Here is a 25,843-nt window from a genome sequence, read left to right on the forward strand (position 1 = left end):
TCGTGAACGTTAACGAGAAAATCATCGTCATCACCGGGGCATCCAGCGGCATCGGCGCGGCGGCGGCGCAACTGTTGGCGCGGAAAGGCGGGCGTGTCGTGCTGTTGGCGCGGCGGGAGGCGCAGTTGGCGGAAGTGGCCCAGTCCATTCGGGCACAGGGCGGGCAAGCAGCCATCTACCCCATTGATCTAACCAATGCCGCGGCCACCAGCTACGTGGCGCGGGTGATCATGGCCGACATCGGCGTGCCGGATGTGTTGGTGAATAATGCGGGTGCGGGTCGCTGGCTGACCGTGGCGGAAACATCCCCGGAGGAAGGGGCGCAGATGATGGCCGCGCCTTATTTCGCCGCCTTCAACATCACCCGCGCCTTCCTGCCCGCCATGCTCCAGCGCGACGCCGGCCACATCCTCAACGTCACTTCCGTGGCTTCCTATGCCGCCTGGCCAGGCGCCACGGGCTATATCGCCGCTCGCTTTGCCATGCGCGGCTTCAGCGAAGGATTGCGCGCCGATTTGCACCGCACGCGCATCGGCGTCACCCTGTTTGCCGCCGCCAAGGTGGACACGCCTTATTTTGCGCGCAATCCGGGCAGTGAGGAACGCATTCCTCGGCTGAGTCGGATTGTGCCCACGCTCACGGAGGCGCAGGCCGCCGCACACATTGCGCGGGCCATTGAGCGCGAGCGGCGGGAAGTCGTGGTTCCCTTCATGGCGAACCTGTTTTTACGGTGGCATCGAGTGTTTCCGCGCATGGTTGGGGGATTGTTGACGCGCACGGGGTGGCAAGGGGAATAGAAGAGCGTGGCTACGGCGCAAACTGCAAGCTGATGAAGTCAATGGTGGTGGGGGGGGCAAAGGTTTGGCCGCTGATGCCCAGGCAGGTTTCCGTCAGGGGAACGCGGCCCGACCACAGCGTTTCCCGATTGAGGCGCACGGTGATGGTTTGGTCCTGGCGCGTCAATTGGATTTCGTTCAGTTCGCTGCCTGGGTGGATGTGCGGCCAGGTTTGCGCGGGCAGGATGTCAATCTGCCGGCCTTTTTCGTGTAGTGAGATAGAGGTGTAGCCGGCGGGAGAGAGGATGACGGCGAGAAAGGTGACCGGGTTGCCCAGGAGAAGCGCGTAGGCGACGTCGGGACTGCCGGCATTTCCCGCCACCGTCAATCGTGCATCCAAAGGCGCGGACGGGTCCGCCTCGGCCAGCCAGACGAGCCGCGGCTCGGTGGTGGTGAGGGTCATGGGGGAGAGGGGCAGGGGCGCGGTAGGAAGTGTGGCGGGGATGGGGTCGAAAATGCCGGCACTCATCAGCAAAATCCCCCCAATCGCCAACACCAACACACCCACCGCCGCCAGACCCAGCAGGCGCATCGTGGCCGCCGGAGGAGTCGCATATGGTTGATTCATAACGCGATTTTACCGGCGCATGCGCGAATGGAACAGGGCTACGGCGCATTTCCTGCCTGAAACCCGGTTCCTGGGAAATCGGGTCTTGTGCGATCAAGCCAATTTGCTACACTTCCCTCATGTCCACGATTCCCCTTTACGAGAAAATCGCCCACTACTATGACCTGACCCACGCCGCGCTGCAAGCGGATATTCCCTTTGTGCGCAGCCTGGCGCTGGCCGTCGATGGCCCCGTGCTGGAGTTAGGCTGCGGCTCTGGGCGGCTGCTGCTGCCCCTGGCCCGCGCCGGCGTGTCCATCACCGGCCTCGACAACTCCCCGCACATGCTGCAACGGGCGCGGCAAAAACTGGCGCATGAGACCGCCGTCACGCAAGCCCGCGTCACGCTGGTTGAGGGCGACATGACGGCGTTCGCGCTGCCGCAAACGTTCTCCCTGATTTTGTTATCGTACAATACGCTGATGCACCTGCCACCGGCGGCAGCCGAGGCGGCGCTGCGCGCCGCCCGCGCCCATCTGCACGCCGCCGGTCGCCTGTTCATTGATTTGCCGCATCCGCTGACCGTGACGCAGACGCCGGATGATCATCTGTTGACGCTGGAGCGGGCGTTTACCGATCCCGAATCGGGTGATCTGGTACTCCAACTCGCCAGCAGCCGCCTGGATCAGGAGGCGCAGACGTTGCAAGTGACCTGGATTTATGATGCCGCGCCGGCGGCGGGTGGGGTAGTGCGGCGGCTGGTGACGCAGATTGATTTTTACTATTGGTATGCCCATGAAGTGGAGATGCTGCTGCGCCGCGCGGGGCTGCGTCTGTTGGCGCTGTATGGGGGGTATCGGCGGGAGTCGTTTTCGGATGAGGGGGAGCGGATGGTGGTAATTGCCGGCATAAACGCTTCACCATAAAGACCCATCCGCTTCCCATTCTTGTTGATCTGCGTGCGCATTTGCGGATGGGCTGATAAGTGCCGGGTGTGTGGAAAATGGATAGCCGTGTTTCGCACAATACGGCCAATTTAATTGCGGCAAATCCCCGGCTGTTTTTGCTTGACTTGCCTTCGCGGTATTTAGTATGATGGCTACAAAGTGCCTCGAATTGGGAGCAAGGAGAAAGCGAAATGAATAAGACAAGGATTGCCCACAACGTCGCCATCGTTGGCTTACCGCTGGCCGTCTGTGTGTTGCTGGCGGTCCTTTTGTGGCTGTTGCCCATCGACAGCACCTACGCCACCGACTTGCCGGCATTCGGTGGGGAACACACCTCGCCGCTGGCCCTGGATACCCCCGTTTACCTCACTTCAACGGTCCTTCTTGAAGATGTCGGTGGGGCAGTTGTCGAGTTGGCCCCTGCTTTTGGCGGCTATTTGCAGTACTTTACGATCATGCAAGAAGGCGACATGTATTACATGTGGCTGAACAGCAACAAGCGGAGTCTGCCGCGTTTTGGTGTGGAGCAGCGTTTTCAGAGCCAGGATGGACTGGTTTGGTCGGACCGCACGAACACGAATCTTGCTTTACCTGGGGGAGATGATTATGAGTATGTTGCCGGCATTCGCTCCATCATCAAAGAAGCCGCCACCTACGAAGCCTGGGAGAGCTACTACTACGAACATAGTCAAGGCTGGGCTTACGCGATGCGTTACGTCACCAGCAGTGACGGCCTCGACTGGCAGGTCATCGCCCAACCGACCCTGATAGGCACATTATCCCAAAACGTCATGAAGCAAAACGGTCTCTACCGCATGTGGGCGCGCGTAGACGTTGACGGCGAAATGTATCCCAATGTGCCTGAGGACCTGCGTTATCGCACAAGCGACACTGGCGGTTCCGGTTGGGGCAACTGGCAGACAGGCGGCGAGCAGATATGGCTGAATGGCGCGGCCACTGACAGAGGCATCAGCCGCGTACGCCAACTGCCAGACAGTACCTACGAACTATTCTACTTCCATCCAGACACCGGCCGCATTGATCTGGCCGTCAGCACTGATGGCCTCAGCTTCCAGACATTGGTTATCGGCCTTGTGGACTTTGATCTCGTCCTGCCCGGCTGGCAAATCGTCATGGATTTCGACGTCGTTCCGGTGGGGGCGGAAGATTGGATCTATTTTACCTACAAGGCCAACGACAGTTTCCACATTGGCGTAACGCGACCGGCCTATGACGCCCCCGTGTTCATTGATGACGCCGATTACAGCGTGCAGTATGGAGGATTTGCCGGCTTTGGCGGCTGGGTGGGGACTGCGGATGCCAATGCCTATGGCGGTGGCTACCGCGCTGCCAATAGCTTGGGCAAAACCATGACGTACAAGACCCCTGCCCCCACTGATGCGGTGGCCTTCATTACCTATCGCGGACCAGACCAGGGGAAGGCATACGTGTTCATTGATGGACAATTTCGGGATTTGCTCAATCTCTACTTCCCACAGCCTACCTACCAACTGACACTGGAATATGGCAATCTCAACCCCTTGCAGTCGCACACCATCATGATCGTTGCCAGCGGCCTGAAGTCGCCTTATTCCAATGGCCGTGACGTGCGCGTGGACGGATTCGCCTTCGGGAATGCAATCACGGACGATAACGAACTGGCCGTGCAGTACAATCTGTGGAACGGGACCGCTGTTCCGGGTGCTTTCGGCGGCGGCTTCCGCCAAACCGTGGCGCCAGATGCGACCATCAACTTCGCCGCGTGGGGAGCAGAGTTTAGCTGGCTCACGCTGCGCTGCCCTATGTGTGGGGAAGCGGACGTCATCGTTGACGGACAACTCCTGGCTACCGTGGATACCTACTATCCCATCCCTCAGCTCCAGTACGAGGTGCAGATGAGTGGATTGGAACCCGGTCCGCACGCCGTCACTATCAGGACGCTGGGGACGCATAACCCCAATGCAGCCAACAGCTTGATCGTCTTTGATGGTTACGCGCCGTGACATGGTAGGAACGGAGATTAAATAAGACGGCGAAGTTGTTTCCGTACCGTTCCCTCAAACTGACGACGCAATTCTGTACTTTATTTCATCGACAGTCCTTAGCGCGATTGGGTACGCGAAGCTATACTTGCCGGCATGGAGCGACTGCCGCCATCTTTTCCCAGACAATCAACCGATAAGGTTCGCTACGCGGACACAGACCGGCAGGGCCATGTGAACAATGCTCTGTTTGCCACTTTCCTGGAGACCGGGCGCGTGGAGATTCTGTACGACCCGGAACAGCCGCTTGCCGCGGATGATGCTGAGTTTGTTATTGCGCGACTGACGCTTGACTTTCGGGGAGAAATTCAGTGGCCTGGCTCGGTCACCGTGGGCACAGGCGTGCGCAAGGTTGGCAACAGTTCGCTCACGTTGTCGCAGGCGATTTACCAGGATGGTCGCTGCGTGGCGGATGCGGAAACGGTGATTGTGCAGGTGGATACGGCATCTCGTAAGGCGCGCCCGCTCACCCCGGCTGCCCGGAAACGGTTTGAGGATTTGCGAATTGCCGGCATCTAAGCCGGCCCCCATCTACTTCGGCGGCTGAATACGGTCGAGGGGGCGTATCGTCAGCTCAATTCCTGGGGGCGGGTCTGCGTCCGCCAGCCGCAGGCGCACAAAAACCATGGGGCCATAATAGCTCACCCAGATACCCAACAAGAAATAACGCAGCGCCCGCAGCGGCAGCCCTAACCAGAGCGGATCGGTGGGAAACACCAGCGCCAGCCCGCGCCAGAACGCCACTGCCCCGATGAGGCCAAGAATGACGCGCACGGCACGCTTCCAAATAGGGCCGCCCGCGCGAAAACGAACGCGGCTGCCTTCCAAAACCAGACCGCAGCCCACGCCCAGCAGCGCGCCCAGGCTGCTGAACATGCTTTGCACGCTTTCCGCTTCCAACTCAGGGAGGTAGCTGCTCCAGGCAACGCTGAGGTCCGGCTGGCCAATGAGGTAGAGAACGAGCGCGTAGATAAGGCCGAAAGCCAGGGGGATGATGATCGCCAGTAGCAACCGCTGCCCCAATATGCGTCGGCGAAAATTGTCCTGCAAATATCGCCACCAAAGCAGATAGCCAACCAGAATCAACAACCCGACCAGGTAGCCAGCCAGAACATCGTGCAGGAAGTGGACGCCCAGATAGACGCGGCTGAGTCCCATGAGGAATACCATCAGCAGCGCCAGCGCCCAGACCCACCGCCGACGCAGCCAGATAGCCAGGTATAAATAGATGATGAACGCGGTTTGACTGTGCCCGCTGGGGATGCCGTAGGATGTGCTCTCGCTGCTAAGGCCGACGGATTGATCTAACCAGTAGGGGCGGGGGCCACGGAAAGCGTGTTTGAGGAGATTGTTGGTTACGTCGCTGAAGGTTAGGATGTAAGTCAGTGAGCGGCCAAGCTGCTTGTCGATAGCCCAGTAGATGATGGGGACCAAGACCAGATAAAACTCGAAGCGCCCCATTTGCGACATAAAAGCCATGAATCCACGTAGCCAGGGGTAGTTCTGTTGCAACCACCTCGTTATCTCTAAACCGACGTCTAAGATTTCGTTCATGTCTTCCTTTTTGGCTACCCAAATAAGGTATGGTGCGACGTGTCTTCACATGTGGGTGTCTTGTTTCAGCACTGGCAGCAACGATTGTAACGTCGAACGAGGAAATCGACCATTGCCGCCGTGAGGTAATTGCGCGGATGACGGGAAATGCCGGTGAAAACTGGGCTGTTCACCTGCTGCTCAGGTCGCCCTCAGTTCGCGTTTAACATCAGGTAACAGTTTTTTTACACGTGTGGGCGAAAATGCCGGCATCACGTTTGGAATCAGATGCATTAAGATAAGGAGACCTACACGTCATGCGGAAGCGAATTCATGTTGTTTACTTACCTCTTGTTGTGCTGCTGCTATTGGTTGTGAGTGGATGCGGGCAGGCCGCCGTCATGCCGGCATCTCAACCCGCCCTCCTCTCGCAAACCGAAAACCTGCAACCCGCCACCGTCGCCCAGACCCAAACCCAAACCCAGGCCGTCCCCGCCGCGGCTGCCGCGCAAAGCATCGTCAGCGGCGGCGCGCTTACCGAAGACACCTTTGTCAACCTCTATGACCGTGTCAACCCCGGCGTGGTGAACATCGTCACCAATCTCGGCCAGGGTTCTGGCTTCGTCTACGACACGCAGGGGCACGTCGTCACCAACAACCACGTCATTGAGGGAGCATCCAGCATCCGGGTCAACTTCGCCGATGGTAGCGAAGCCCGCGCTACCCTCGTCGGCGCTACCGCCGACTCTGACCTCGCCGTCGTCAAAGTTGACGTTCCCGCCAGCAAGCTCACGCCCCTCCCCCTCGGCTCCTCCGATGCCCTGCACGTGGGACAGTTCGTGGTCGCCATCGGCAATCCCTTTGGCCTGCAAGGCTCCATGACCATCGGCATCGTCTCCGGCCTGGGGCGTCTTCTGAATGAAGGGCAAGGCTTCAGCATTTCCGACATCATTCAAACGGACGCGGCCATCAATCCGGGCAATTCGGGCGGTCCCCTGCTCAACCTGGATGGCCGGGTCATCGGCGTGAACACGGCCATTGAGTCCCCCGTGCGCGCCTCCTCCGGTATCGGGTATGCCGTGCCCGTGGACATCGTGAGCAAGACCGTGCCGCAGATTATCGCCACCGGTCAGGTCAGCTACCCCTGGTTGGGTGTCTCCGGCGTGGAACTGAACGCAACGCTGGCGCAGGCCATGAATCTGGATGCCAACCAGCGCGGCGTGCTGGTGGACCGCATCGTTGCCGGTGGCCCCTCTGAAGGCACAGGGCTGCGCGGCGCCACCGGGCAAACCACCGTTCAGGGGCAGGCGGTGCGCATCGGCGGTGACGTGATTGTGGGCATTGACAACCAGACGGTGCAGGACTTCGACGACTTGCTCACCTACATTACGCAAGATACGGAAGTGGGTCAAACGGTGACCCTGCACATCCTGCGCGACGGTCAACCGGCAACCGTAGAGGTCACGCTGGAGGCCCGCCCGAACAACTAGCAACAATCCTCTCCCCTGGTTCATCTCTCCGGGCAAAGGCCGACCATCATCTGGTCGGCCTTTTTTTACTCACGCTGTGATCTTGCGCCCCTTCCAGGCAGGTGTTTTCAGGCCAAAACCTGGCATTAGGAAACCAGAGCAACCTTCCTCAAAGGTTCTTGGTCGACCTAAAGCCCGAGGATCAGGCGCGCCAGGGTGAAGTAAATGAAAAGCCCGGTGGCGTCCACCAGCGTACTCATAACGGGACCGGAGACGACGGTGGGATCGATTTTCAGGCGGGAGGCAATCAGGGGGAGGATAGCGCCGGCGGAGGTGGCCCAGAGGACAATGCCCACGATAGCCACGGCCACGGTCAGGCCAAGCCGCGGGTTTGGCTCCCAGGTGATGGCGCGCGCATACGCGGCCACACACATCCCCGCGCCCAACAGCAAACCCACGCGCGCTTCGCGCCACCAGACGGAGAATAAATCACGCCATTCGACGTCCCCCGTGGCCAGGGCGCGAATGACGGTGGCGGTCGTTTGTGAGCCGGCGTTGCCGCCCGTGCCGATGATCAGGGGGATGAAGATGGCCAGGGAGGCCATGACTTCCAGTTCCCACTGGAACACGCGCATGACGGAGCCGGTGAGGGTGGCGGTGACGAAGAGAAGGAGCAGCCAGCCGATGCGTTTGCGCGTCATGGTGACGATGCCGGTGTCCAGGTAGGAGCGTTTTAAGGGTAGCGCGCCGCCCAGTCGTTGAATGTCTTCGGTGGCCTCTTCTTCGAGAACGTCCATGATGTCGTCGTAGGTGACGACGCCGAGGAGCCTGCTTTGGCTGTCTACGACGGGGAGGGCGAGGAGGTCGTAGCGGACCATGAGGCGGGCGACTTCTTCTTGATCAATGCCGGCACGAACCGACACCACATCCGGGTTCATAATATCCTGAATTAACGTCCCCGGATCGGCAATCAGAAAACGGCGCAGGTCCAGCACGCCCGCCAGGCGCGCCTGCGCGTCCACCACAAACAGGTAGTAAATGGCCTCCGCGTTTGGTCGCCACGTTCGCAGCGCTTCCAGTGCATCCGCCACCGTCATGCGGCGACGCAGCGCCAGGAAACTGGACGTCATGATGCCGCCCGCGCTTTCGTCGGGGTGGATCAACAGCGGACGCAGTTCATCTTCATCTTCCAGGTCGGAGAGGAGAGCTTCGGCACGCTCCGGTTGGATGTCACCGAGGAGGTCGGCGGCCTCGTCCGGCTCCATCTCATCCATAATGCGCACCAACTGGGGGTTGGGCAGCGTGGCAATCAGTTCCGCGACATCTTCATCGTCCAATTCTTCCAGGATGTCGGCGGACTCCGATGCCGGCAAACTGCCCAGCAGCGCTATCTGTTCTTCCTGATCCAGCGCGTCAAAAACCGCCGCCATATCCGCCGGACGCAGCGCCGCGAAAATCTCCACGGCACGCGGCATATCGCCGCGGTCCAGGGACACCTGCAATTCTTCCAGGATCAATTCAAATGTGTCAAACGCTTGAGGACTCATGACATACCTCCGTGGTTGCGCTGTCGCCATTGACGACGCCCTGGAGGTATGGGAACCTGCCAGGGCTTAGGGTATTGAGTTGGCAGGGTAGTCGGGCAGGGGCATATCGCCCGTACTACTGTTGGCTTCGCTTTCGTTACTCATGTGACCGTTTGTGTATTGCGGGAAACGCCCGCAAACAGGTAAGAAATGAACGTGAAAAGGCGCGACGGAGCGCCGCATAACTATAAGGTCGTGCGCGGGGAATGTCAATAGATGGCGTTACCACGAAATTCGACGCTGTCGCCGGAGATTGTTATAATGCCTCGCTTGTCTACATGCGGCACGATGGCGACCCACAAGGGCGCATCCGTCAATAGCGGCTTCGCTCGGGAATTGACGAATGCGCTGAAAGGGTTCTTGCTTGTGGGATAGTCCAAAGTTGATTTTGCGCGAACCCAAAGCCCCATGCGCGTCCGCCTATTCTCTACTAGCGAGGTTGTTACACGATGGATTTGAGTCCTTTTGCTCCCTACTTGAGCCTGATTGAAATTGTTTTGGCTGTCGTTTTGATTGTCCTGGTCGTCCTGCAAAACAAGGGAACTGACCTGGGCGGGTTTCTCGGTGGGGATTCCGGAGGCGGTAGTGGGCCTTTCCGCACGCGCCGGGGCATGGAAGCCACGCTGCATACGGTGACCATTTATTTCAGCATTGCCTTCTTTATCATCACGGTATTGACTTTTATCGCTGTTGGGCAAAGCTGATCCCCCTTTGCGTGGCCGCACGCGGCGAGTGACACAGGTGGTTGGTCCCTGGTTGGCCTTTTCCCCCGCGCCGGCGTGCGCCGCGCCCGATAATGATGAAACCTGATATTCGGCTGCAAGGGCTGCTGGCGCTGGTTTGCCTGGGCCTGATTCTGTCTCTCCTGACGGTGCAGGCGCAATCGGCGAATTTGTGTACGGTGCAAGTGCCGGCATCTGGCGGCAGCCTGGTTGAAGGGGTTGTGGGACGCCCGCAATATATCAATCCCCTGCTGGCGGACGCCAACCAGGTAGACCGCGACCTCGTCAACCTTGTCTTTGACGGCCTCACGCGCTACGATGATCAGGGGCAGTTAGTGCCGGCATTAGCCCGCGGCTGGCAGGTTAGCGAAGACAATCTCACCGTCACCTTCACCCTGCGCGACGACGTCACCTGGCAGGATGGGCAGCCCTTCACCAGCGCCGACGTCGCCTTCACCTACGGCCTGATGCAGGATGATGCCTACACCGCCGTGCCCGGCCTGGCGCGCCTTTGGCAAGCCGTCACCATCACCCCACTAGACGCGCACACCATCTCCTTTACCCTGCCCACGCCCTATTCCCCCTTCCTGGAAGCCACCACGCGCGGCATCTTGCCCGCCCATCTATTGCCCGGCATCACCGCCGCTACCCTGCCCGCCGCCGCCTTTAACCAGGCCCCCGTGGGCACAGGGCCTTTCATCGTCGAGAGTGGCGATTGGACCCGTAGCGGGCGGCTGCGCCTGCGCCCCAACCCTGCTTATTGGCGCGGCGGCGTGCAGTTGGACGCCATCGAATATCGCTTCTTCCCGGACGTGGCCGCCGCCGTGACTGCTTACCAGGATGGCGCGATCTATGCCATCAACCGCATACCCGCCGCCGACCTGCCGCGCATGGCCGCTTTGCCGGGTATGCGCCTCTTTTCCGCGCCCGAATCCCGCTACACCCAACTCATCTTCAACTTGACCGCCAGTGGCCTGGCTGCCGTGCGTGACAAAGCGGTGCGGCAGGCGCTGGCATATGGCCTGGATCGTCCGCAACTGGTAGATGCCGCCGTTAATGGGCAGGGTGTTGTCTTTGAAGGTCCCTATTTGCCCAATTCCTGGACTTACAATGCGGATGCGCTGACCGTTTACGCGACCAATCCCCTGTCGGCGACCACGTTGTTGGCCGGGGCGGGCTGGACCCTCGTCAATGATTCCGTGCGCCAAAAGGAAGACGTTTCGCTTTCATTGCGCCTGTTGTTCCCCGATACGGACAGCGACGCGGCCCTGGCGGCGGGCATTGCCGCGCAATGGGCGGCTATTGGCGTGGAAACGGTGCCGCGACCTGTGGCGCTGGTGGACCTGCCCGCCGCGCTCCTGGAGCGGGCCTATGATGTGGCCCTGGTGGAGATTACGCCGCTGGGCGACCCCGATCTGTACGATTTTTGGAGTCAGGAGGCGGTGATCCGCGGGCGGAATTATGGCGGCTGGAATAATCGGCGCGCCAGTGAGGCGTTGGAGGAAGCGCGGCAGTTGTGGCCGCAGGCGGAGCGACGCACCCGTTACAATCGCTTCTTGTTCTTTTTTGATAATGATTTGCCGGCATTCACCCTCTACCAACACGTCTTCACCTATGGACTGAGCCAGGCCGTCAACCAGCAAGGCGGCAGCGGCCTCGCCGACATCGGCCTCATTCACCAACCCCGCGACCGGTATCGCACACTCCCTGACTGGTTCCTGGTCTACCGGGACGTGCTGGTAGCCTGCCCGGAAACTGCTACCCCCTCCCCTCCCTGACCCCCTTTCCCAGGATTGTAAGCATCTCTTAATGCCCCGGCTGCCTGCGGTCATCCGTGGTTCATTTTCTATGGTATAATGTTTGATTGTCTGGGCATTCCGGCAACAGCGGAGACGAGTTGGAAACTTGGCGTACAAGCTGTCGTCGCGGATGGCATGCACGGATTTGTGTGCGTTTTTTGAAAGTGTGGGCGAGTTAAAAGCTCGTCTTACCGAGGTGTTTTTGAAGGAGAATCATCATGATCAACGGTTGGGAATGGATTATCATTTTGGCCGTGGTTTTACTTGTTTTTGGCGTAGGCCGCGTGAGTAAACTCGGCGAGGAATTGGGCAAAGGTATCAAGGCGTTCCGTCAGGGGCTGCGCGAAGGCCAGGACGAAGAGGACGACAGCGACGACCAGGCCAAATAGAACTATCTGGCGGTATTCGCCGGAAAAGGTAATCTGAAATGTATCATGGACGTGACTAGTCAGTCGACAGTCCAAGAGACCTTCCCGGAAGCTCAATTTCAGACCCAAAGCGTCTCATTGTTCAAGTCATTTAGCATTAAAACAGCTTCCGGGAAGATGGTGGTGAATAGTTACTCATGGACAGCTTCTTTGGCGTTGGCCTGCCGGAACTGCTCGTAATTTTGCTCCTGGCGGGTGTGGTGATGGGACCGCAGCAAATTCGGCGCGTGGCGCGTATGTTGGGCTATTGGACAGCCCAATTGCAGCGTTACTATCGGGATTTTGTGCAGCAACTAAATGATGAGATTGATACAATGGAAGCGCAGGAAGTGAAAGAGGCGTTTAAGGAGGTGCAGAAATTTGGGCAGCAGATGAACTCGCTGCGCCAGGATTTCCGCAATGCGCCTTCCACCTTGATGCGGGAAGGGGATAAGGTGCTGCGTCAACCCTTGACGCCCGACCGGTCCCCCACCGCCGCACCGCGCCCCGCTCCCTCGTCAGCAGGCACTGCCGCCGATGCCGGCAACGGCGAGAACGTGATTCAGCCGCCCCGGGTGGTGGAGATAGACGACGACCCCGCTGTATAACATTACGCCCAACCGAGAACGCCTCTATGGACAATGCCGCCGAAGACTCCCGCCAACTGCAAATGACCCTGCTTGGGCATCTAAATGAGCTGCGCAAACGACTGGTGTGGGTGGGCGCGGCGTTGCTGGTGGGCACGATTCTCAGCATCATTTTCGCCGAGAAAATGCTGCAATTCCTCACGCGGCCATATGGGGACCAACTCCAGACGATCCGCCCCACGGAAGGAATCGAGACTTATTTCAAAATTGCCTTGCTCTCCGGGGCGATTCTGTCCATGCCCATCATCCTGCTGCAAGTGTGGAAGTTCATTGAGCCGGGCCTGCTCCCGCGCGAAAAGCGATATGTTTATGTCTTCCTCCCCAGCGCCATGCTGCTCTTTCTCCTGGGGGTGTCCTTTGCCTGGTTCGTGCTGCTGCCCGCCGCGATCACCTTCCTCGGCGGCTTCTTGAATACCGTGTTTACGACGGAGTGGACGAGTCAGGAATACATCGGCTTTATCACCACATTCTTGTTTTGGATAGGGGTGAGCTTTGAAATGCCGGTGATTGTCTATTTCATTGCCCGTGTGGGCGTGGTCAGCGCGGCGACGTTGCGCGAGCAGTGGCGCACGGCGATTGTGGTGATTGCCGTGGTGGCGGCGGCGGTGACGCCCACGGTGGACCCGGTGACGATGCTGCTGACGATGGCTCCGCTGCTGGTGCTATATGTACTCAGCCTGGGGCTGGCGCGCATTGGGCAGCGGCAGTTTGAGCGATCCATGGCGCTGGAAAGCGAAACGGGCGGTACGAAGTAAGGCTGCCTGTCAATGATTGGCGGGGACGACGGCGACGGCTTCGTCGCCGCGGAGGGCCAGGCAATTGACGCCTTGTACGACCCCGGTTTTTGCCGGCACTTCTCCCCCATCAAACCGCACCATTTTCCCCAGGCGAGAAATGACAAACACATCCGCGGACTCGCCCCGCGCGGCGACTCCCGCCGCGCAAATCCCGCGCAGATCGTCTGTTTTGATCAGCACTTTGCCCGCCGCGCCGGGCGCCTTGTGCGCGCGGAAGCCGGCCATCAGGCGGATTGTCCCCTTCCCGTCCGCTGACAGCAAAAAAACGCCATCATCCTCCGTCGTCGCCACCATCCCGATGACGCGATCATCCGGGGCGATACGCATGCCCAGGCAGCCGCGCGCGGGGATCTGTTGCTCGTTGAAGCGAATTCCCAGCCCCTGGCGCGTGGCGATTAGCACCTCCCCGCCACCGGGCGTCCAGCAGGCGTGCGTGAGATACCCCCCTTCCTTGATGTTGTGAAAAGTCGTGCCCGGAATGAGTGTGCGCCCCAGGTAGTGATAATGAATGCGGCGCACCCAGCCGCGTTCGCTGGCCAGGCAGTAGTAGCCATCGCCGGCTTCGGGCAGGGCGGCGACAAGGGTCTCGCCGGCGCGCAGCCCCAGGGTTTTGACAATGGACTGCCCACGCGCGCGCACTTCGGTGAGAGAAATGCCGGCAACGGCCACCCGAAAAACCCGCCCCTGATTGGTGAACAGCAGCAGCGTGTCCGCCTCATCCGCCACGGCCAGAATAGCCGGTGGGTCATCCTCGCTCGCCTGCAGGTCGAATATGCCCATGCCGCCGCGCCGCTGCCGCCGGTACAAGTGGCGCGGCGTTCGCTTGCCCGTCCCCGCCGCGGAGAGCGTGATCACGTTCAGCGTCGTTGGCGGTTCGGCCGGTTCGTCTCCCTCTTCCGCTGCCTCGGCGCGGCGCGGCTGGGGGGGCTGTGCCACGGGGAGCGTGCGCGCCTGCAAAGCCAGCAGTTCTTGCTCTAACGCTTCAATGTAGGCCACGACGGCAGCGGGTAGGTGACTCAGATTGGGTCGTTCAATATCGTGCATAGTTTCGCTATTCCCCATTGCTCAGTAATCGTGTGAAAATAGCTTCACACTTTGCCACTTCTTGGGGTTCGTGCAAGATGAACGTTGGCCTATCCGACAAGCACGAACCCTTCCCGCGCATCCGTTATTTCCCGTCTGAAACATGGATGCGCCCTTATCGCGTTAGCGCCAGCACGGCTTCAATGGAAGCGGCCACGCTGATTTTGCCGGCAAGAATCGCGCGGCGATACTCTCTCTCCCAGGCATAGGTCAGCGGCATGGCCAGCTCCAACTCGCGCAGCATCAGTCGGGCGACGGGGCCGGCCTCGTCCAGAAAGCCGGTGCTGCTGAAGCCGTCAATGGCCGCCTGTACGTCATATGGCAGCCGCACGATCTCGACGTGCCAGTGATTGCCTTGCCAGCACAACTGACCGTATCCCAGGCGCGGGTCGTTGTCGAAGGGCATGCCCACCGACCCGGTGTTGAGGATGATGGTCTGGTCTACCTGACGTATGAAGGCGCGATGGGTGTGGGCGGTGGCGAATAATGCCGGCATTGGCCCAATTTTATCGCGCAGTACCGCATCCGCCATGTCGGAAAAGAGCGATTCGCGGTTGCTGCGGGTGGAGGCGTGTGTCAAGCGTACTTCCGCGCCGCCAGGGTCGGCGAAGCTGATCAAGTTAGGCATCTGGCGCAGAACGCGCATGTCGCCGTGGAGCTTCTGGTAGGTCCAGTAGGAGTTGCGCCGTATTTCGAATTCAGGGCCGCTGCTGGGCAGCCGGGGATTCGTATTGCTGATGACGTAATCTTCGTGGTTGCCGCGAATGAGTTGCCATCCCTCGGTTTGCCGTCGTTCTTCCATCAGGGCCAGGCATTCCGCGGGCCAGGGGCCGCGGTTGACGATGTCGCCGTTGACGAAGACGCCATCGGGTCGCCATTGGTCAATGTGTTCGAGCGCGGTGTAGAGTGCCGGCAAATTGCCGTGAATGTCGGAGATAATCGCCAGCTTCATAAGGCGAGGATGGTACAGGCGCGCCGCGAAATCGTCAACTCCGCTTTTCTCCGCTAGACTACGGGAAACAGAGGGCGCGGACAACATTGGAAATCCCGCCTCCCTACAAAAAGGACGAGCAATGCCGAAAATCACGTTTATTGGTGCCGGCAGCACGGTGTTTGCCAAGAACCTGCTGGGCGATATTCTCAGCTTCCCCGAACTGGCGGGGGCCACCATTGCCTTGCACGACATTGACGCGGAACGATTAGAGACGACGGCGTTGGTGGCGCGGAAGCTGGCGCATACGCTGGGGGTGTCTCCCACGGTGGAGGTGACGACGGATCGGCGGCAGGCGCTGGCGGGCGCGGACTACGTGCTGTGCATGATCCAGGTGGCGGGCTACAAGCCGGGGACGGTGATTGATTTCGAGATTCCGCAAAAGTATGGCCTGCGGCAGACCATTGCGGATACGTTGGGCATTGGCGGCATCATGCGCGGCCTGCGCACGATGCCCGTGTTGCTGGACATTTGCGCTGACATGGAGGCGCTCTGCCCGGATGCCTGGTTCCTGAATTACGTCAATCCCATGGCCATGAACTGCTGGGCGATCAGCCGCGCCAGCCGCGTCAAGACGGTGGGGTTGTGCCACAGCGTGCAGGGGACGGCGGGGCAGTTGGCGTATGACTTGGGGATTCCGGCGGCGGAGGTGAATTATTTGTGTGCCGGCATTAACCACATGGCCTTCTACCTCAAATTCGAGCGCAACGGCCAGGATTTGTATCCCGACTTGTTTCGCATAGCGAAAGACGACAGGACACCTCCATCCAACAAAGTCCGCTACGACGTCCTCAACCGGCTGGGCTACTTCGTCACCGAATCCAGCGAACATTTCAGCGAATACGTGCCCTGGTTCATCAAGCGGGACCGCCCCGACCTGGTCGAGCGGTACAACATCCCCCTGAACGAGTACATCACCCGTTGCGAGCTACAAATAGCGGGGTGGGAGGGGCTACGCGCCTATCTGGAGACGGCGGAGACGCTGCCCGTGCAGCAGAGTGGCGAATACGGCGCACTGATCATCCACAGCCTGGAAACGGGCCAGCCGCGCGTGGTCTATGGCAATGTGGCAAACGAGGGGCTGATTGACAACTTACCCGCCGGCTGCTGCGTGGAAGTGCCCTGCCTGGTGGACAAAAACGGCCTGCAACCAACGCGCATTGGCGCCCTCCCGCCCCAACTCGCCGCCCTGATGCAGACGAACATCAACGTACAGGCCCTCACCGTGGAAGCCGCCCTCACGCGCCGGCGCGCGCACATCTACCACGCCGCCATGCTCGACCCCCACACCGCCGCCGAACTCGACCTGGACCAAATCTGGGCGCTCGTAGACGACCTCATCGCCGCGCACGAAGACTGGCTACCCCGCTACCAATAGAGACTAGGGTCCCGAGGCCCGGCAGGGGACCTTCGTTTCTTGCGCGTTGACCTCACAAGCAAAAGCCATATACTTGGGCAAATGTGTTTTCGGATGATTGTTGAGTATATCGGATTCCGTTTGCAGAATTTGTAGGACCAATTGTGATGGAACGTAACAAATGGACGACCGTGAGCGCGTTGGTGGGGGCGGCGGCGGTGGGGGCGGGCAGCGTCTACTACTGGCTGCTGCAACGTCCCCTGCCGCAGACGGATGGCATTCTGCGCGTGCCGGGGGTGTCGGAGCAGGTGGCGATTTACCGCGATCCGTGGGGCGTGCCGCACATTTACGCGCAAACGATGCCGGATTTGCTATTTGCGCAGGGGTTTGTGCATGCGCAGGACCGGCTGTGGCAGATGGAGTTCTGGCGGCGGCTGGTAGCCGGGCGACTGTCGGAGGTGGTCGGGGAGCGTACGGTTCCGGTGGACCGTTGGGTGCGCACACTGGGGATGCGGCAGGTGGCGGAGCAGGAGGCGGCGCAGGCGGATGGGGCGTTGCGCGAGCAGTTGGAGGCGTATGTTGCCGGCATTAACGCCGCCATTGCTCAGGGAAAACTCCCCGTCGAATTCTCGCTGCTACGTTACGACCCGGAGCCGTGGCAGTTGGCGGACCTGTTCGCCTGGGGCAAGATGATGGCCTGGCACCTATCCGTGAACTGGCAGACGGAGATCATCCGGGCGCAGTTGATTGACCTGCTGGGACCGGAACTCGCGGCGGAGTTGGAGGTGGCATACGATGGGCCGTTGGTGGTTCCACCGGGTGTGGATTATGCCGGCATTGGCGCCACCGCCCTATCAAAAGCCGCCGACGCCGCCGAATGGGTGGGCCCGCCGCCGGAAGCCGGCCTGGGCAGCAACAACTGGGTCGTCGGCGGTCGCCGCACCACCACCGGCGCGCCTCTACTCGCCAGCGACATGCACCTGAGCATGTCCATGCCCTGCATCTGGTACGAGAATCACCTGGTTTGCCAGCCGGAAGGATTTAACGTGATGGGGGTGTCGTTTGCCGGCATTCCCTACGTCATGGTCGGGCACAACAACCACATCGCCTGGGCCTTCACCAACGGCTTCCCCGACGTGCAGGACCTGTACATCGAACGACTGCGCCACGAAGAAGGGCGCGTCCTCTACGAATACCAGGGCGAGTGGCTGCCCGCCGAGGTGCGCCGCGAGGTCATCGAAGTCAAAGGGGCGGAACCCGTTATCGAAGAAGTCATCGTCACCCACCACGGCCCCATCATCAACAGCCTCGTGAGTTATCCGGCGGGGGAACCGCTGGGGGAAGCGCCGTTGGCTTTGCGCTGGACGGCGCACGAAACGGACGAACAGTTCCGCGCCGTCTATCTCATGAATCGGGCGCGCAACTGCCGCGAATTCCACGAGGCCACCCGCGACTGGTCTGTGCCCGTGCAGAATATGGTGTCCGCGGACCGTGCCGGCAACATCGCCTACAGCTTCCCCGGTCGCCTCCCCATCCGCGCCAAAGGGGACGGGCGCGTGCCCGTGCCCGGTTGGACCGGCGAATACGAGTGGACGGGCTACGTGCCGTTTGCGGAAGTGCCCCACTACGTCAATCCGTCCCAGGGTTATATCGTCACGGCGAACAATCGCGTGGTGGATGACGCCTATCCTTATCCATTGGGATACGATTTTTCCGTCAAGGACCGCGCGGAACGCATTCACGAGATGATTCGGGCGCGGGAGCGGGTGGACGTGGCCGCCATGCAGGAGATGCAATACGACGTGCTTTCCCTGACGGCGCGGGCGTTGCGCCCATTTTGGGCGGAACTGACGACGGATGACGCGGAACTGACGCAGGTGATCGGGCTGATGCGGGGGTGGGATGGGCGGCTGAAGGCGGACAGCGCGGCGGCGGCGGTGTACCAGGTGTTCATGCGGCGGCTGCTACGGCTGGTATTGGCGGAGCGTTTGGGGGAGTTGATGGCGTATTATGCCGGCCAAGGCCCCACCCCCCTCCTCGCCGAAACCAACCAGTTTGGCGCGCGTAGTTGGGAGTGGCTGCTACGCATTCTGCATCAACCCGACTCGCACTGGTTTGCCCCGGAGCAGGGGCGCGCGCGGGATGACCTCATGCGGCAGGCGCTGCGGCAGGCGGTAGATTTCCTCACGAAAGAGTTGGGTGCGGACAAGTCGGAATGGGCCTGGGGGCGGCTGCACCAACTTACCTTTCCCCATCCCCTGGGCAACGTGCGCCCCCTGGACAAGCTCTTCAACCGCGGTCCGTTCCCCATCGGTGGCGACAGCACCACCGTTTGCGCCACGGGCGCGCACTTCTACGACCTGGCGACTGCCAGCCTCATCGGCCCGCCATACCGCATGATTGCCGACCTCAGCGACTGGCGCAACTGCGTCAGTATGCTCGCACCCGGCCAGTCAGGGCAGCCGGGAAGCAAGCATTACGATGACCAGGTGGAGGCCTTTTTCAACCGGGGGTATCACCCGATGCTGTTTTATCGCCAGGAGGTGGAGGAGCAGGCGCAAACGGTGCTGTGGCTCCAGCCCTAGCGCGCCGCGAATGACGGTTATGCCATTTTTGTGAGCCAGATGGGGCCGAACATCTCTTGCTGTTCGGCGACCAGCTCTCGCCGTTTGATTAGCTCCAGCACGGCCAGGAGCGTGATGCACACTTCCACTTTGGTGACTTCCGGGGAGAGCAGTTCGTGGAAGCCCATGCGCCCGACCTGCACGGTGCGGCGCAGCAAGTCAATTTGCCCCTCAATGGTGATGCGCCGCCGGGCAACCAGCCCCACGCTCTCCTCCGATTTTTCCACCCGCGCCAATACGTCTTGCAGCGCCCGCCGCAAGCTTTCCGGGGTGATGCCGCTCAAATCCAGTTTGCTCTCGATTTTTGGCGGTGGCGCCACGCGCAGGTAGGTGCGCAAGCCTTGTTCCTCGCGCCGGTGCAGCCATTCGGCCAGTTGCTTGAACTGCCGATAGGCGCGTAACTGTCGCGCCAGGGTTTCCGCGGGGTCTTCTTCTTCTTCATCTTCCAGGCCCAAAGCGGGATTTTGTGGCAGCAGGGCGCGGCTCTTGATCAGGACCAGGCGCGCGCCAATGACGATGAAATCTATCAGGTATTCGACGCGCTTGTTTTGCTTGAGTTGCTCGACCTGTTCCAGGTACTGCCGGGTGACCTGGGCCAGGGAAATGGCCGTGATGTCCAGTTCGTTACGCTCAATCAGGTGTAGCAGCAGGTCGAAGGGGCCGGCGAATGCCGGCAATTCAATCACATAATTCGGCATAGCAACATAAAACCTTCCCGGAAGCTCGGAGCTTCCGGGAAGGTGGTGGGAAATCACGAAATCGCCTGGCTGATCAGCGCGTAGGCGGCCAATGACACCAGGAACAGGCCGATGAGCGCCAGCGTGATCAAAATCAGGCGGCGTTCCTCGGCGCGGCGGGCCGCATGTTGCCGCCGCATCTCCGCCAGCCGCTCCCGCTCCGCGGCCATCATGCCCGCCATTCGTTCCTCGCTGGCCTGGACCTCCATCTCGCTCAACTGCCGCGCCTGGTCCATCTGCCGCCGCAGCCGGTCCGAGGTGTAATCAGGGTGGTAGCGGCTGATAATCTCATCGTCTTTTTGAAAGTGATTTTCCCGTTCCATCACGTATTCCTCGGAAGAATGAAGTGGTGAGTGGCAAGTGGCGAGTGGTGAGTGTGGGGCTGTGTCGATGCCGGCATTCGTCAAGTCAGGCGGAAAGGAGAGGGGTTATCCGTTCGGCTTCATTATACAATAAACAAAGCCGTTCATTTGCACCAGATGTTGCGTTTTGTACCGCTGCCCGATAACGTCCAGCACGGGCGGGGGATAGAACTGAGCGCGGAGGACGACGGTATCGAACTGCTGCTGATCCAACATGTCCAGCATTTCGGTCAAATTCGTGTAGCCGTTGTTGTAGAGGTTGAGGAGTTGGGTGGGGTTGGTGATCACGTCGCGGCCCAGGTAGAGGTTGAAGCCGGCTTCTTCGGAGAAGGCGGGGGTGTTTCCCTGGGCGATGAGGTTGGCGATTTGAATGCCGGCATCCTTATCCGCGCGCGTCGGTGGGCGTCCAATTAGCGTGTAGCCCATGGCATCCACATAAGGAATCGCTTCCGCGGGGCGGGGGGCGGAGCAGGACGTTTGCGGCGGGGCGATGGTGTCCGTCGGCTTGCCCAGCGCCGCCACCAAACTGCGCTGCCAGGGCGTGCCGGTGGGCGTGTGGAACATGCGCGCCGCTTGCGCGAGAAAGAGCAGGGGCACGAGGGTGAGGGCGGCGGTTTGCCAGGCCCAACCGGGGCGGCGTTGGCTCCAGTCGAGGATGTGGGAGAAGAAAATGCCGGCACAAATACAACTGGCCGCTATTGCCGTGGCAAAATAAGACGGCCCCGCGCCCCATTTCCCCGCCGTGACGCTGTTGACGACGGCCAGCACAAACCAGATGCTAAAAACGGAAAGCCGCGCGAAGTAAAGCTGGTACATGGCCAGCAGCGCCGCCGCCACCGTGATGATCGGGTGCAGCGAAAACCATTGGCGATACAGCCCTTGCGCCTGGCCGGGGACGAAGGGGTTGATGTTGGCCGTGATGGTGTTCAACAGCCAGTTGCCATCCGTGGCGGCGTTGATGCCCAGGAAGATCAAGCCCGTGACCAGCCCAAAAGGCACGGCCCAGACGATGGCGCGTCGCGGCTGGCGCAAAAAGAGGAAAATGAAGGCGGCGGCGACGGTCACATACGCCAACTGTTTCGTGTAGCCGGCAAGAAGAAGCAAAATCATCACCAGTAGCAACCCACGATTGTGCCGCGTCCCGTCGCCTTCTTCGCGCTCAATAACGACGGCCAGGGTGACGATGGCGGCGGTCTCGAACATGACCATGAAGAGGTGCTGCCGGAACAGCGGCCCCACCTGGTAGATGTAGTTGGAGGCCAGGAAAGCGAGGCCGCTGAGGATGGAGAGCCACCGGCGTTTGCCGGCACGCTGCACGGCATAGGCAATCAACCCGGCAGTGATAAGTGTGCCCAAATAGGAAACGAGCCGCCCGGTCCAATACTGGGGACCAAACAGCCAGACGAGGGGGACAATCACCAGATGGTAAACGGGCGGGTAGTTGGACGAGTAGAAGGGGTAGTGGTCAATGTCCCGGTACGGCCATTCCCCCTGGCTGAACAGCAGCGTATCCACCAGTTCATACCCTTCCCCCTGATCATAATCGAAAGGGAAGCGAAAGAGGGCAAAGGCGTACTGGTTGTAGATGAAAAAGTAGCCGAGGTAGACGAGGAGCGCCAGGCCAATGAGGAGCCAGGGGGCGTATTGGAGCAGGCGGGGGGGGCGTGTGGTTTTTGCCGGCATCAAATAGCCATCATCACTCATGCGGGACGATCTCCCAGGGGAATCAGCGTGAGGCCGACGAGGAACAGGAAGCCGCAGGCGATAAGAATAAGGCGCTGCGTAGGACCAACGCCGCTATAGCTGGCGGCTCCCAACCAGTCGCGCGCGAATGGCAGCAGCGCCCCGCCCGCGCCCGCCAGCGCGAATCCAATGCCTAGCTGCCGCTTGGTGATGCCGGTGGAGCGTTCCTGATGGTTCATGACATTGGCTCCGGTGCGGGAAGGTAGGTGCGGAGTAGGATTGTGCCGGCATTTCCGTCTGCTTCCACGACAAAGGGTCCCATAGCCGCCGGAAGAAGCACGAACTGCACCGCCGGCAGCGGCACACGCACGCCGCCGCCCGTCAGCGCCGCCGCGCCGCCGATACAACCCCAGATTTCCAGGGTCTCACCATTGGCTGCGCCTTCGTAACGCGCTCCCGGATCCATCTCCACCCGTTCCGTGATAAAGTATGGGTTCTGGCACAGGGTCATGGCGCGCGCGCCATCCGTCTGCCAGGCGGGGCACGGCTGCGCCAGCCCCGGTTCTATGCGCCGAAAGTCGATCACCTCCAGCGCCTTGTCCACGTGCAGCGGGCGGGGCTGCCCGTCCGCGCCCAGACGATTCCAATCAAACACGCGGTAGGTGGTGTCTGAGTTTTGCTGAATTTCGGCGATGATCACGCCGCCGAGGATGGCGTGCAACGTGCCGGCGGGTACACAAACCACGTCTCCCGCGCGCACGGGCAGGCGATGCAGGTGCGGCTCTAGCTGGCCCGCCGCTAATGCCTGGCGAAACTGTTCCCGTGTGGTTCCCGCGCTGACGCCGAGGATAATGCCGGCATCCGCATCCGCGCGCAGCACCACCCACATTTCCGTTTTGCCCAACTCATTGCCCTCGTGGGTCAGGGCGTAGGCGTCGGTGGGGTGGACTTGCACGGAGAGGGGCGTGGCGGCGTCCAGCAATTTGATCAGCAAGGGAAACTTGCCACGTTCGTGCGCCCAGGCTGCACGTCGTCCCACGAGGTCCAGCCCCCACATCTCTTGCAGCGTGGTTAATGGCAGGCCGCTTCGGGGACCGTTGGCTACGGCGGTGATGCCGTTGGGATGCCCGGATATGTCCCAACTTTCGGCGATGATGCCGGGGGGCAAGGAACGGCCCAGTTTGTCCGCCAGACCGCGCCCGCCCCAGATATAGGATTTGAGGACGGGGATGAAGGTGAGGGGGTAGAAGCGGGGCATGAGAATGACCGGTGGGTGAATGGGTGAATGGTTAGGTGGCTGATGGGGTTGCCGGCATTTCGGGTTCGTCCAGGATAAGGTAGAGGACAGCCAGGGGGGGCAGGGTCATGCGGATGACGTGGGGTTGGCCGGCCCAGGGACCGGGTTCGGCCAGGAGGGGGCCGGTGGATACGCCGCTGCCGCCGTATTCGATGGCGTCGGTGTTCAGGATGGCACGGTATGTGCCGGCATCTGGCGCGCCAATCGGGTAGTTCTGACGGGGCACGGGCGTGTAGTTGCAGATCACGATGATGGTTTGGCCGCTGTCCGGGTCGTGGCGGAGGAAGGAGATGACGCTGTTGCGGGCGTCGTGGATGTCCAGCCAGGTGAAGCCATTCCAGGAGTAGTCGTCGGCGTAAAGTGCCGGCATTTCCCGATACAACCCATTCAACCGCCGCACCAGTCGCTGCACGCCCCCATGCTTCTCATACCCATCCAACAAATGCCAGTCGAGACTGCGCTCCTCTGACCACTCCTGCCACTGCCCAAACTCGCTCCCCATAAACAGCATCTTCTTGCCCGGATGCGCATACTGGTACGCATACAGCGCGCGCAAATTAGCGAACTTCTGCCACAAATCGCCCGGCATCTTGTCCAGCATACTCTTCTTCAAATGCACCACTTCGTCATGCGAAAACGGCAGCACAAACCGCTCGCTAAACGCATAAAGCAGTGAAAACGTCAACGTACCCTGGTGGTAGGAGCGGTAAACGGGATCATTCCCCATGTAGCGTAGTGTATCGTGCATCCACCCCATATTCCACTTGAAATCAAAGCCGAGGCCACCCTCCTCCACGGGCGCGGTCACGCCGGGCCAGGCGGTTGACTCTTCGGCAATGGTCAACACGTGGGGGAACTGCTCATGAACGCGCTCATTGAACAGGCGCAGGAAAGTGATGGCCCCCAGGTTTTCCCGCCCGCCATAGCGGTTAGGTATCCACTGCCCTGGCTCCCGCGAGAAGTCCAGATAAAGCATCGAGGCCACGGCATCCACGCGCAGGCCATCGATATGATACTTATCCAGCCAAAAAAGGGCATTGCTCACCAAAAACTGGCGCACTTCGTTGCGGTCATAGTTGAAAATCAGGGTTCCCCAGTCGGGGTGTGCGCCTTGTCGTGGATCGGCATGTTCATAGAGATGCGTGCCATCAAAAAAGGCCAAACCGTGCATATCTCTAGGGAAATGGGCGGGAACCCAATCCAGAATAACGCCGATGCCCGCTTGATGACAGGCGTCCACAAAAGCCATGAAGTCGTCCGGTGTGCCAAAGCGGCTGGTAGGCGCGAAGTAGCCGATTACCTGGTACCCCCAGGAACCGTCGAAGGGGTGTTCAGAGACGGGCAGCAGTTCGATGTGGGTGTATCCCATTTCTTGCAGGTAGGGGATGAGGGCATCCGCCAGTTCCGCGTAAGAAAGCCACTCCCATTTATCGTCCACCAACTTGCGCCGCCAGCTTCCCAGGTGTACCTCGTAAACGCTGATAGGGGCGCGCGGGTCGTTGGTTTGGGCGCGCTGTTCCATCCATGCGGCGTCTTGCCAGGCGTATTTGTCGATGTCCCAGACAATGGAGGCGTTATTCGGGCGGATTTCGCTGTAGAAGCCGACGGGGTCGGTCTTGAGGATGGTCAACCCTTGATTATGGCTCTTTACTTCGTACTTGTAGACGATGCCTTCACCCAGGTCTGGAATGAACAACTCCCACATGCCCGTGCCGGCATGCAACATCATCGGATGGCGGCGACCGTCCCACTGGTTAAAATCACCAACCACGCTCACGCGCATGGCATTGGGCGCCCAAACGATAAAGCGAACGCCGGACACGCCATCTACCGTGCGCAAATGCGCGCCTTGTTGCTCATAAATTTTCATATGCGTGCCCTCACCCATCAGATAGGTATCATAATCGCTAAGGGTGAGTGGGAAGCGGTACGGGTCTTCCACCGTGATCACGTCACCCCGGTCGGTGAGCACGCGCAATTGGTAAGAGAACGGAGGCCGCAAAGGAACAAATACCTCGAACAGGCCCCCAGAGTGTATCTGGTTACATGGATACTCTTGTTCCGCCGCCACTAACGTTACCTGCGTGGCATACGGGAGGAAAACGCGCACGACCGCGCCCGCCTCTTCTCCATCGTCAACCGGGTGCGGGCCAAGTACATCATACGGGCGGCCATGATTCCCGTTGACGATAGATTCCATCAGGTGTACAGGAAGGATAGGTTCAGTTTCTATTACAGGTGTCATGATGCCGCCATTGTCTTCCAAGCCAATTTGCCGTCGTTGCGGATGTTCTCGTTTCAAATTGTACCACTTTGGGCGACGGATCGGAAAACAGTGGCGCGGGAATCAGCCATTCTCAATGTAGTCCGATTTTCC

23 protein-coding genes are annotated in these 25,843 nt (G+C 60.4%); 12 read left to right on the top strand and 11 right to left on the bottom strand.

The features are described from left to right. Window positions 1-2: 2 nt before the first annotated feature. A complete protein-coding gene (locus H6650_16895) occupies window positions 3-797 on the top strand; it encodes an SDR family NAD(P)-dependent oxidoreductase (GenBank protein MCB8953685.1) in 795 nt (264 codons plus the stop codon). Between the two features lie 10 nt (window positions 798-807). Here the strand turns inward: H6650_16895 and H6650_16900 are convergent, their stop codons facing one another. Further along, the gene (locus tag H6650_16900; GenBank protein MCB8953686.1) at window positions 808-1,404 is read right to left on the bottom strand and encodes a hypothetical protein; all 597 of its coding nucleotides are present in this window, start codon (window positions 1,402-1,404) and stop codon (window positions 808-810) included. A gap of 119 nt (window positions 1,405-1,523) precedes the next feature. On the opposite strand from H6650_16900, the gene H6650_16905 reads away from it, so the two are divergent. The 3 genes from H6650_16905 to H6650_16915 all read left to right on the top strand — a co-directional run bounded on the left by H6650_16905 (window position 1,524) and on the right by H6650_16915 (window position 4,891). Beyond that, window positions 1,524-2,309: a class I SAM-dependent methyltransferase gene (locus H6650_16905; GenBank protein ID MCB8953687.1), complete on the top strand. Its 786-nt coding sequence runs from the start codon at window positions 1,524-1,526 to the stop codon at window positions 2,307-2,309. A gap of 212 nt (window positions 2,310-2,521) precedes the next feature. Then, window positions 2,522-4,333, top strand: coding sequence for a hypothetical protein (locus H6650_16910; protein ID MCB8953688.1), 1,812 nt, complete (start codon window positions 2,522-2,524; stop codon window positions 4,331-4,333). Between the two features lie 135 nt (window positions 4,334-4,468). Continuing rightward, window positions 4,469-4,891 carry an acyl-CoA thioesterase gene (locus tag H6650_16915; GenBank protein MCB8953689.1) on the top strand — a complete coding sequence of 141 codons (423 nt, stop codon included), beginning with the start codon at window positions 4,469-4,471 and terminating at the stop codon, window positions 4,889-4,891. A 12-nt stretch (window positions 4,892-4,903) separates the two neighbouring features. Here the strand turns inward: H6650_16915 and H6650_16920 are convergent, their stop codons facing one another. Next, window positions 4,904-5,926 carry a phosphatase PAP2 family protein gene (locus H6650_16920; GenBank protein ID MCB8953690.1) on the bottom strand — a complete coding sequence of 341 codons (1,023 nt, stop codon included), beginning with the start codon at window positions 5,924-5,926 and terminating at the stop codon, window positions 4,904-4,906. Between the two features lie 296 nt (window positions 5,927-6,222). Between H6650_16920 and H6650_16925 the strand changes: the two genes are divergently transcribed. Continuing rightward, window positions 6,223-7,395 (top strand): trypsin-like peptidase domain-containing protein, encoded by a 1,173-nt coding sequence (locus H6650_16925; protein MCB8953691.1) that lies wholly within the window; start codon window positions 6,223-6,225, stop codon window positions 7,393-7,395. Window positions 7,396-7,562: 167 nt separating this feature from the next. On the opposite strand, the gene mgtE is transcribed toward H6650_16925, so the two are convergent. Next, window positions 7,563-8,921, bottom strand: a complete 1,359-nt coding sequence (gene mgtE, locus H6650_16930) for a magnesium transporter (protein MCB8953692.1) — start codon at window positions 8,919-8,921, stop codon at window positions 7,563-7,565. 515 nt (window positions 8,922-9,436) lie between these two features. Between mgtE and secG the strand changes: the two genes are divergently transcribed. The 5 genes from secG (at window position 9,437) to tatC (ending at window position 13,290) form a co-directional block, all read left to right on the top strand. Then, on the top strand, window positions 9,437-9,664 hold the full coding sequence (gene secG / locus H6650_16935) for a preprotein translocase subunit SecG (protein MCB8953693.1): 228 nt from the start codon (window positions 9,437-9,439) through the stop codon (window positions 9,662-9,664). Window positions 9,665-9,756: 92 nt separating this feature from the next. Further along, window positions 9,757-11,460, top strand: a complete 1,704-nt coding sequence (locus H6650_16940; protein MCB8953694.1) for a peptide ABC transporter substrate-binding protein — start codon at window positions 9,757-9,759, stop codon at window positions 11,458-11,460. Window positions 11,461-11,699: 239 nt separating this feature from the next. Further along, the gene (gene tatA / locus H6650_16945; protein ID MCB8953695.1) at window positions 11,700-11,870 is read left to right on the top strand and encodes a twin-arginine translocase TatA/TatE family subunit; all 171 of its coding nucleotides are present in this window, start codon (window positions 11,700-11,702) and stop codon (window positions 11,868-11,870) included. 176 nt (window positions 11,871-12,046) lie between these two features. After that, window positions 12,047-12,496, top strand: coding sequence for a hypothetical protein (locus H6650_16950; protein ID MCB8953696.1), 450 nt, complete (start codon window positions 12,047-12,049; stop codon window positions 12,494-12,496). A gap of 26 nt (window positions 12,497-12,522) precedes the next feature. Then, window positions 12,523-13,290: a twin-arginine translocase subunit TatC gene (tatC, locus tag H6650_16955; GenBank protein ID MCB8953697.1), complete on the top strand. Its 768-nt coding sequence runs from the start codon at window positions 12,523-12,525 to the stop codon at window positions 13,288-13,290. 9 nt (window positions 13,291-13,299) lie between these two features. Here tatC and H6650_16960 read toward each other — a convergent pair whose 3' ends face one another. Next, entirely contained in the window at window positions 13,300-14,376 is a 1,077-nt protein-coding gene (locus H6650_16960) for a hypothetical protein (protein ID MCB8953698.1), read from the bottom strand. 154 nt (window positions 14,377-14,530) lie between these two features. Further along, window positions 14,531-15,367 (bottom strand): metallophosphoesterase family protein, encoded by an 837-nt coding sequence (locus H6650_16965; GenBank protein ID MCB8953699.1) that lies wholly within the window; start codon window positions 15,365-15,367, stop codon window positions 14,531-14,533. Between the two features lie 121 nt (window positions 15,368-15,488). Here H6650_16965 and H6650_16970 point away from each other — a divergent pair, with 121 nt between their 5' ends. Beyond that, the gene (locus H6650_16970) at window positions 15,489-16,784 is read left to right on the top strand and encodes an alpha-glucosidase/alpha-galactosidase (GenBank protein MCB8953700.1); all 1,296 of its coding nucleotides are present in this window, start codon (window positions 15,489-15,491) and stop codon (window positions 16,782-16,784) included. A gap of 146 nt (window positions 16,785-16,930) precedes the next feature. Next, a complete protein-coding gene (locus H6650_16975) occupies window positions 16,931-19,348 on the top strand; it encodes a penicillin acylase family protein (GenBank protein ID MCB8953701.1) in 2,418 nt (805 codons plus the stop codon). 17 nt (window positions 19,349-19,365) lie between these two features. Here the strand turns inward: H6650_16975 and H6650_16980 are convergent, their stop codons facing one another. The 6 genes from H6650_16980 to glgB all read right to left on the bottom strand — a co-directional run bounded on the left by H6650_16980 (window position 19,366) and on the right by glgB (window position 25,666). Then, complete coding sequence (locus tag H6650_16980) at window positions 19,366-20,085, bottom strand: segregation/condensation protein A (GenBank protein ID MCB8953702.1); 720 nt, start codon at window positions 20,083-20,085, stop codon at window positions 19,366-19,368. Window positions 20,086-20,138: 53 nt separating this feature from the next. Then, on the bottom strand, window positions 20,139-20,447 hold the full coding sequence (locus H6650_16985; protein MCB8953703.1) for a hypothetical protein: 309 nt from the start codon (window positions 20,445-20,447) through the stop codon (window positions 20,139-20,141). Between the two features lie 105 nt (window positions 20,448-20,552). Further along, window positions 20,553-22,190: a hypothetical protein gene (locus H6650_16990; GenBank protein MCB8953704.1), complete on the bottom strand. Its 1,638-nt coding sequence runs from the start codon at window positions 22,188-22,190 to the stop codon at window positions 20,553-20,555. Then, window positions 22,187-22,408 (bottom strand): hypothetical protein, encoded by a 222-nt coding sequence (locus tag H6650_16995; GenBank protein MCB8953705.1) that lies wholly within the window; start codon window positions 22,406-22,408, stop codon window positions 22,187-22,189. Before H6650_16995 ends, H6650_16990 begins: the two co-directional genes overlap by 4 nt. Next, window positions 22,405-23,427, bottom strand: coding sequence for a class I mannose-6-phosphate isomerase (locus H6650_17000; GenBank protein ID MCB8953706.1), 1,023 nt, complete (start codon window positions 23,425-23,427; stop codon window positions 22,405-22,407). Before H6650_17000 ends, H6650_16995 begins: the two co-directional genes overlap by 4 nt. A gap of 31 nt (window positions 23,428-23,458) precedes the next feature. Beyond that, window positions 23,459-25,666, bottom strand: coding sequence for a 1,4-alpha-glucan branching protein GlgB (gene glgB, locus H6650_17005; protein ID MCB8953707.1), 2,208 nt, complete (start codon window positions 25,664-25,666; stop codon window positions 23,459-23,461). Window positions 25,667-25,843: the final 177 nt, after the last annotated feature.

It is taken from the genome of Ardenticatenales bacterium, from assembly GCA_020634515.1.
Taxonomy (GTDB): domain Bacteria; phylum Chloroflexota; class Anaerolineae; order Promineifilales; family Promineifilaceae; genus JAGVTM01.

Coding starts and splice junctions, on each gene's coding strand:
- H6650_16900 (MCB8953686.1), bottom strand. CDS start 1,404: ATGAATCAACCATATGCGACTCCTCCGGCGGCCACGATGCGCCTGCTG.
- H6650_16905 (MCB8953687.1), top strand. CDS start 1,524: ATGTCCACGATTCCCCTTTACGAGAAAATCGCCCACTACTATGACCTG.
- H6650_16910 (MCB8953688.1), top strand. CDS start 2,522: ATGAATAAGACAAGGATTGCCCACAACGTCGCCATCGTTGGCTTACCG.
- H6650_16915 (MCB8953689.1), top strand. CDS start 4,469: ATGGAGCGACTGCCGCCATCTTTTCCCAGACAATCAACCGATAAGGTT.
- H6650_16920 (MCB8953690.1), bottom strand. CDS start 5,926: ATGAACGAAATCTTAGACGTCGGTTTAGAGATAACGAGGTGGTTGCAA.
- H6650_16925 (MCB8953691.1), top strand. CDS start 6,223: ATGCGGAAGCGAATTCATGTTGTTTACTTACCTCTTGTTGTGCTGCTG.
- mgtE (MCB8953692.1), bottom strand. CDS start 8,921: ATGAGTCCTCAAGCGTTTGACACATTTGAATTGATCCTGGAAGAATTG.
- H6650_16940 (MCB8953694.1), top strand. CDS start 9,757: ATGATGAAACCTGATATTCGGCTGCAAGGGCTGCTGGCGCTGGTTTGC.
- tatA (MCB8953695.1), top strand. CDS start 11,700: ATGATCAACGGTTGGGAATGGATTATCATTTTGGCCGTGGTTTTACTT.
- H6650_16950 (MCB8953696.1), top strand. CDS start 12,047: ATGGACAGCTTCTTTGGCGTTGGCCTGCCGGAACTGCTCGTAATTTTG.
- tatC (MCB8953697.1), top strand. CDS start 12,523: ATGGACAATGCCGCCGAAGACTCCCGCCAACTGCAAATGACCCTGCTT.
- H6650_16960 (MCB8953698.1), bottom strand. CDS start 14,376: ATGCACGATATTGAACGACCCAATCTGAGTCACCTACCCGCTGCCGTC.
- H6650_16965 (MCB8953699.1), bottom strand. CDS start 15,367: ATGAAGCTGGCGATTATCTCCGACATTCACGGCAATTTGCCGGCACTC.
- H6650_16970 (MCB8953700.1), top strand. CDS start 15,489: ATGCCGAAAATCACGTTTATTGGTGCCGGCAGCACGGTGTTTGCCAAG.
- H6650_16975 (MCB8953701.1), top strand. CDS start 16,931: ATGGAACGTAACAAATGGACGACCGTGAGCGCGTTGGTGGGGGCGGCG.
- H6650_16980 (MCB8953702.1), bottom strand. CDS start 20,085: ATGCCGAATTATGTGATTGAATTGCCGGCATTCGCCGGCCCCTTCGAC.
- H6650_16985 (MCB8953703.1), bottom strand. CDS start 20,447: ATGGAACGGGAAAATCACTTTCAAAAAGACGATGAGATTATCAGCCGC.
- H6650_16990 (MCB8953704.1), bottom strand. CDS start 22,190: ATGAGTGATGATGGCTATTTGATGCCGGCAAAAACCACACGCCCCCCC.
- H6650_16995 (MCB8953705.1), bottom strand. CDS start 22,408: ATGAACCATCAGGAACGCTCCACCGGCATCACCAAGCGGCAGCTAGGC.
- H6650_17000 (MCB8953706.1), bottom strand. CDS start 23,427: ATGCCCCGCTTCTACCCCCTCACCTTCATCCCCGTCCTCAAATCCTAT.
- glgB (MCB8953707.1), bottom strand. CDS start 25,666: ATGGAATCTATCGTCAACGGGAATCATGGCCGCCCGTATGATGTACTT.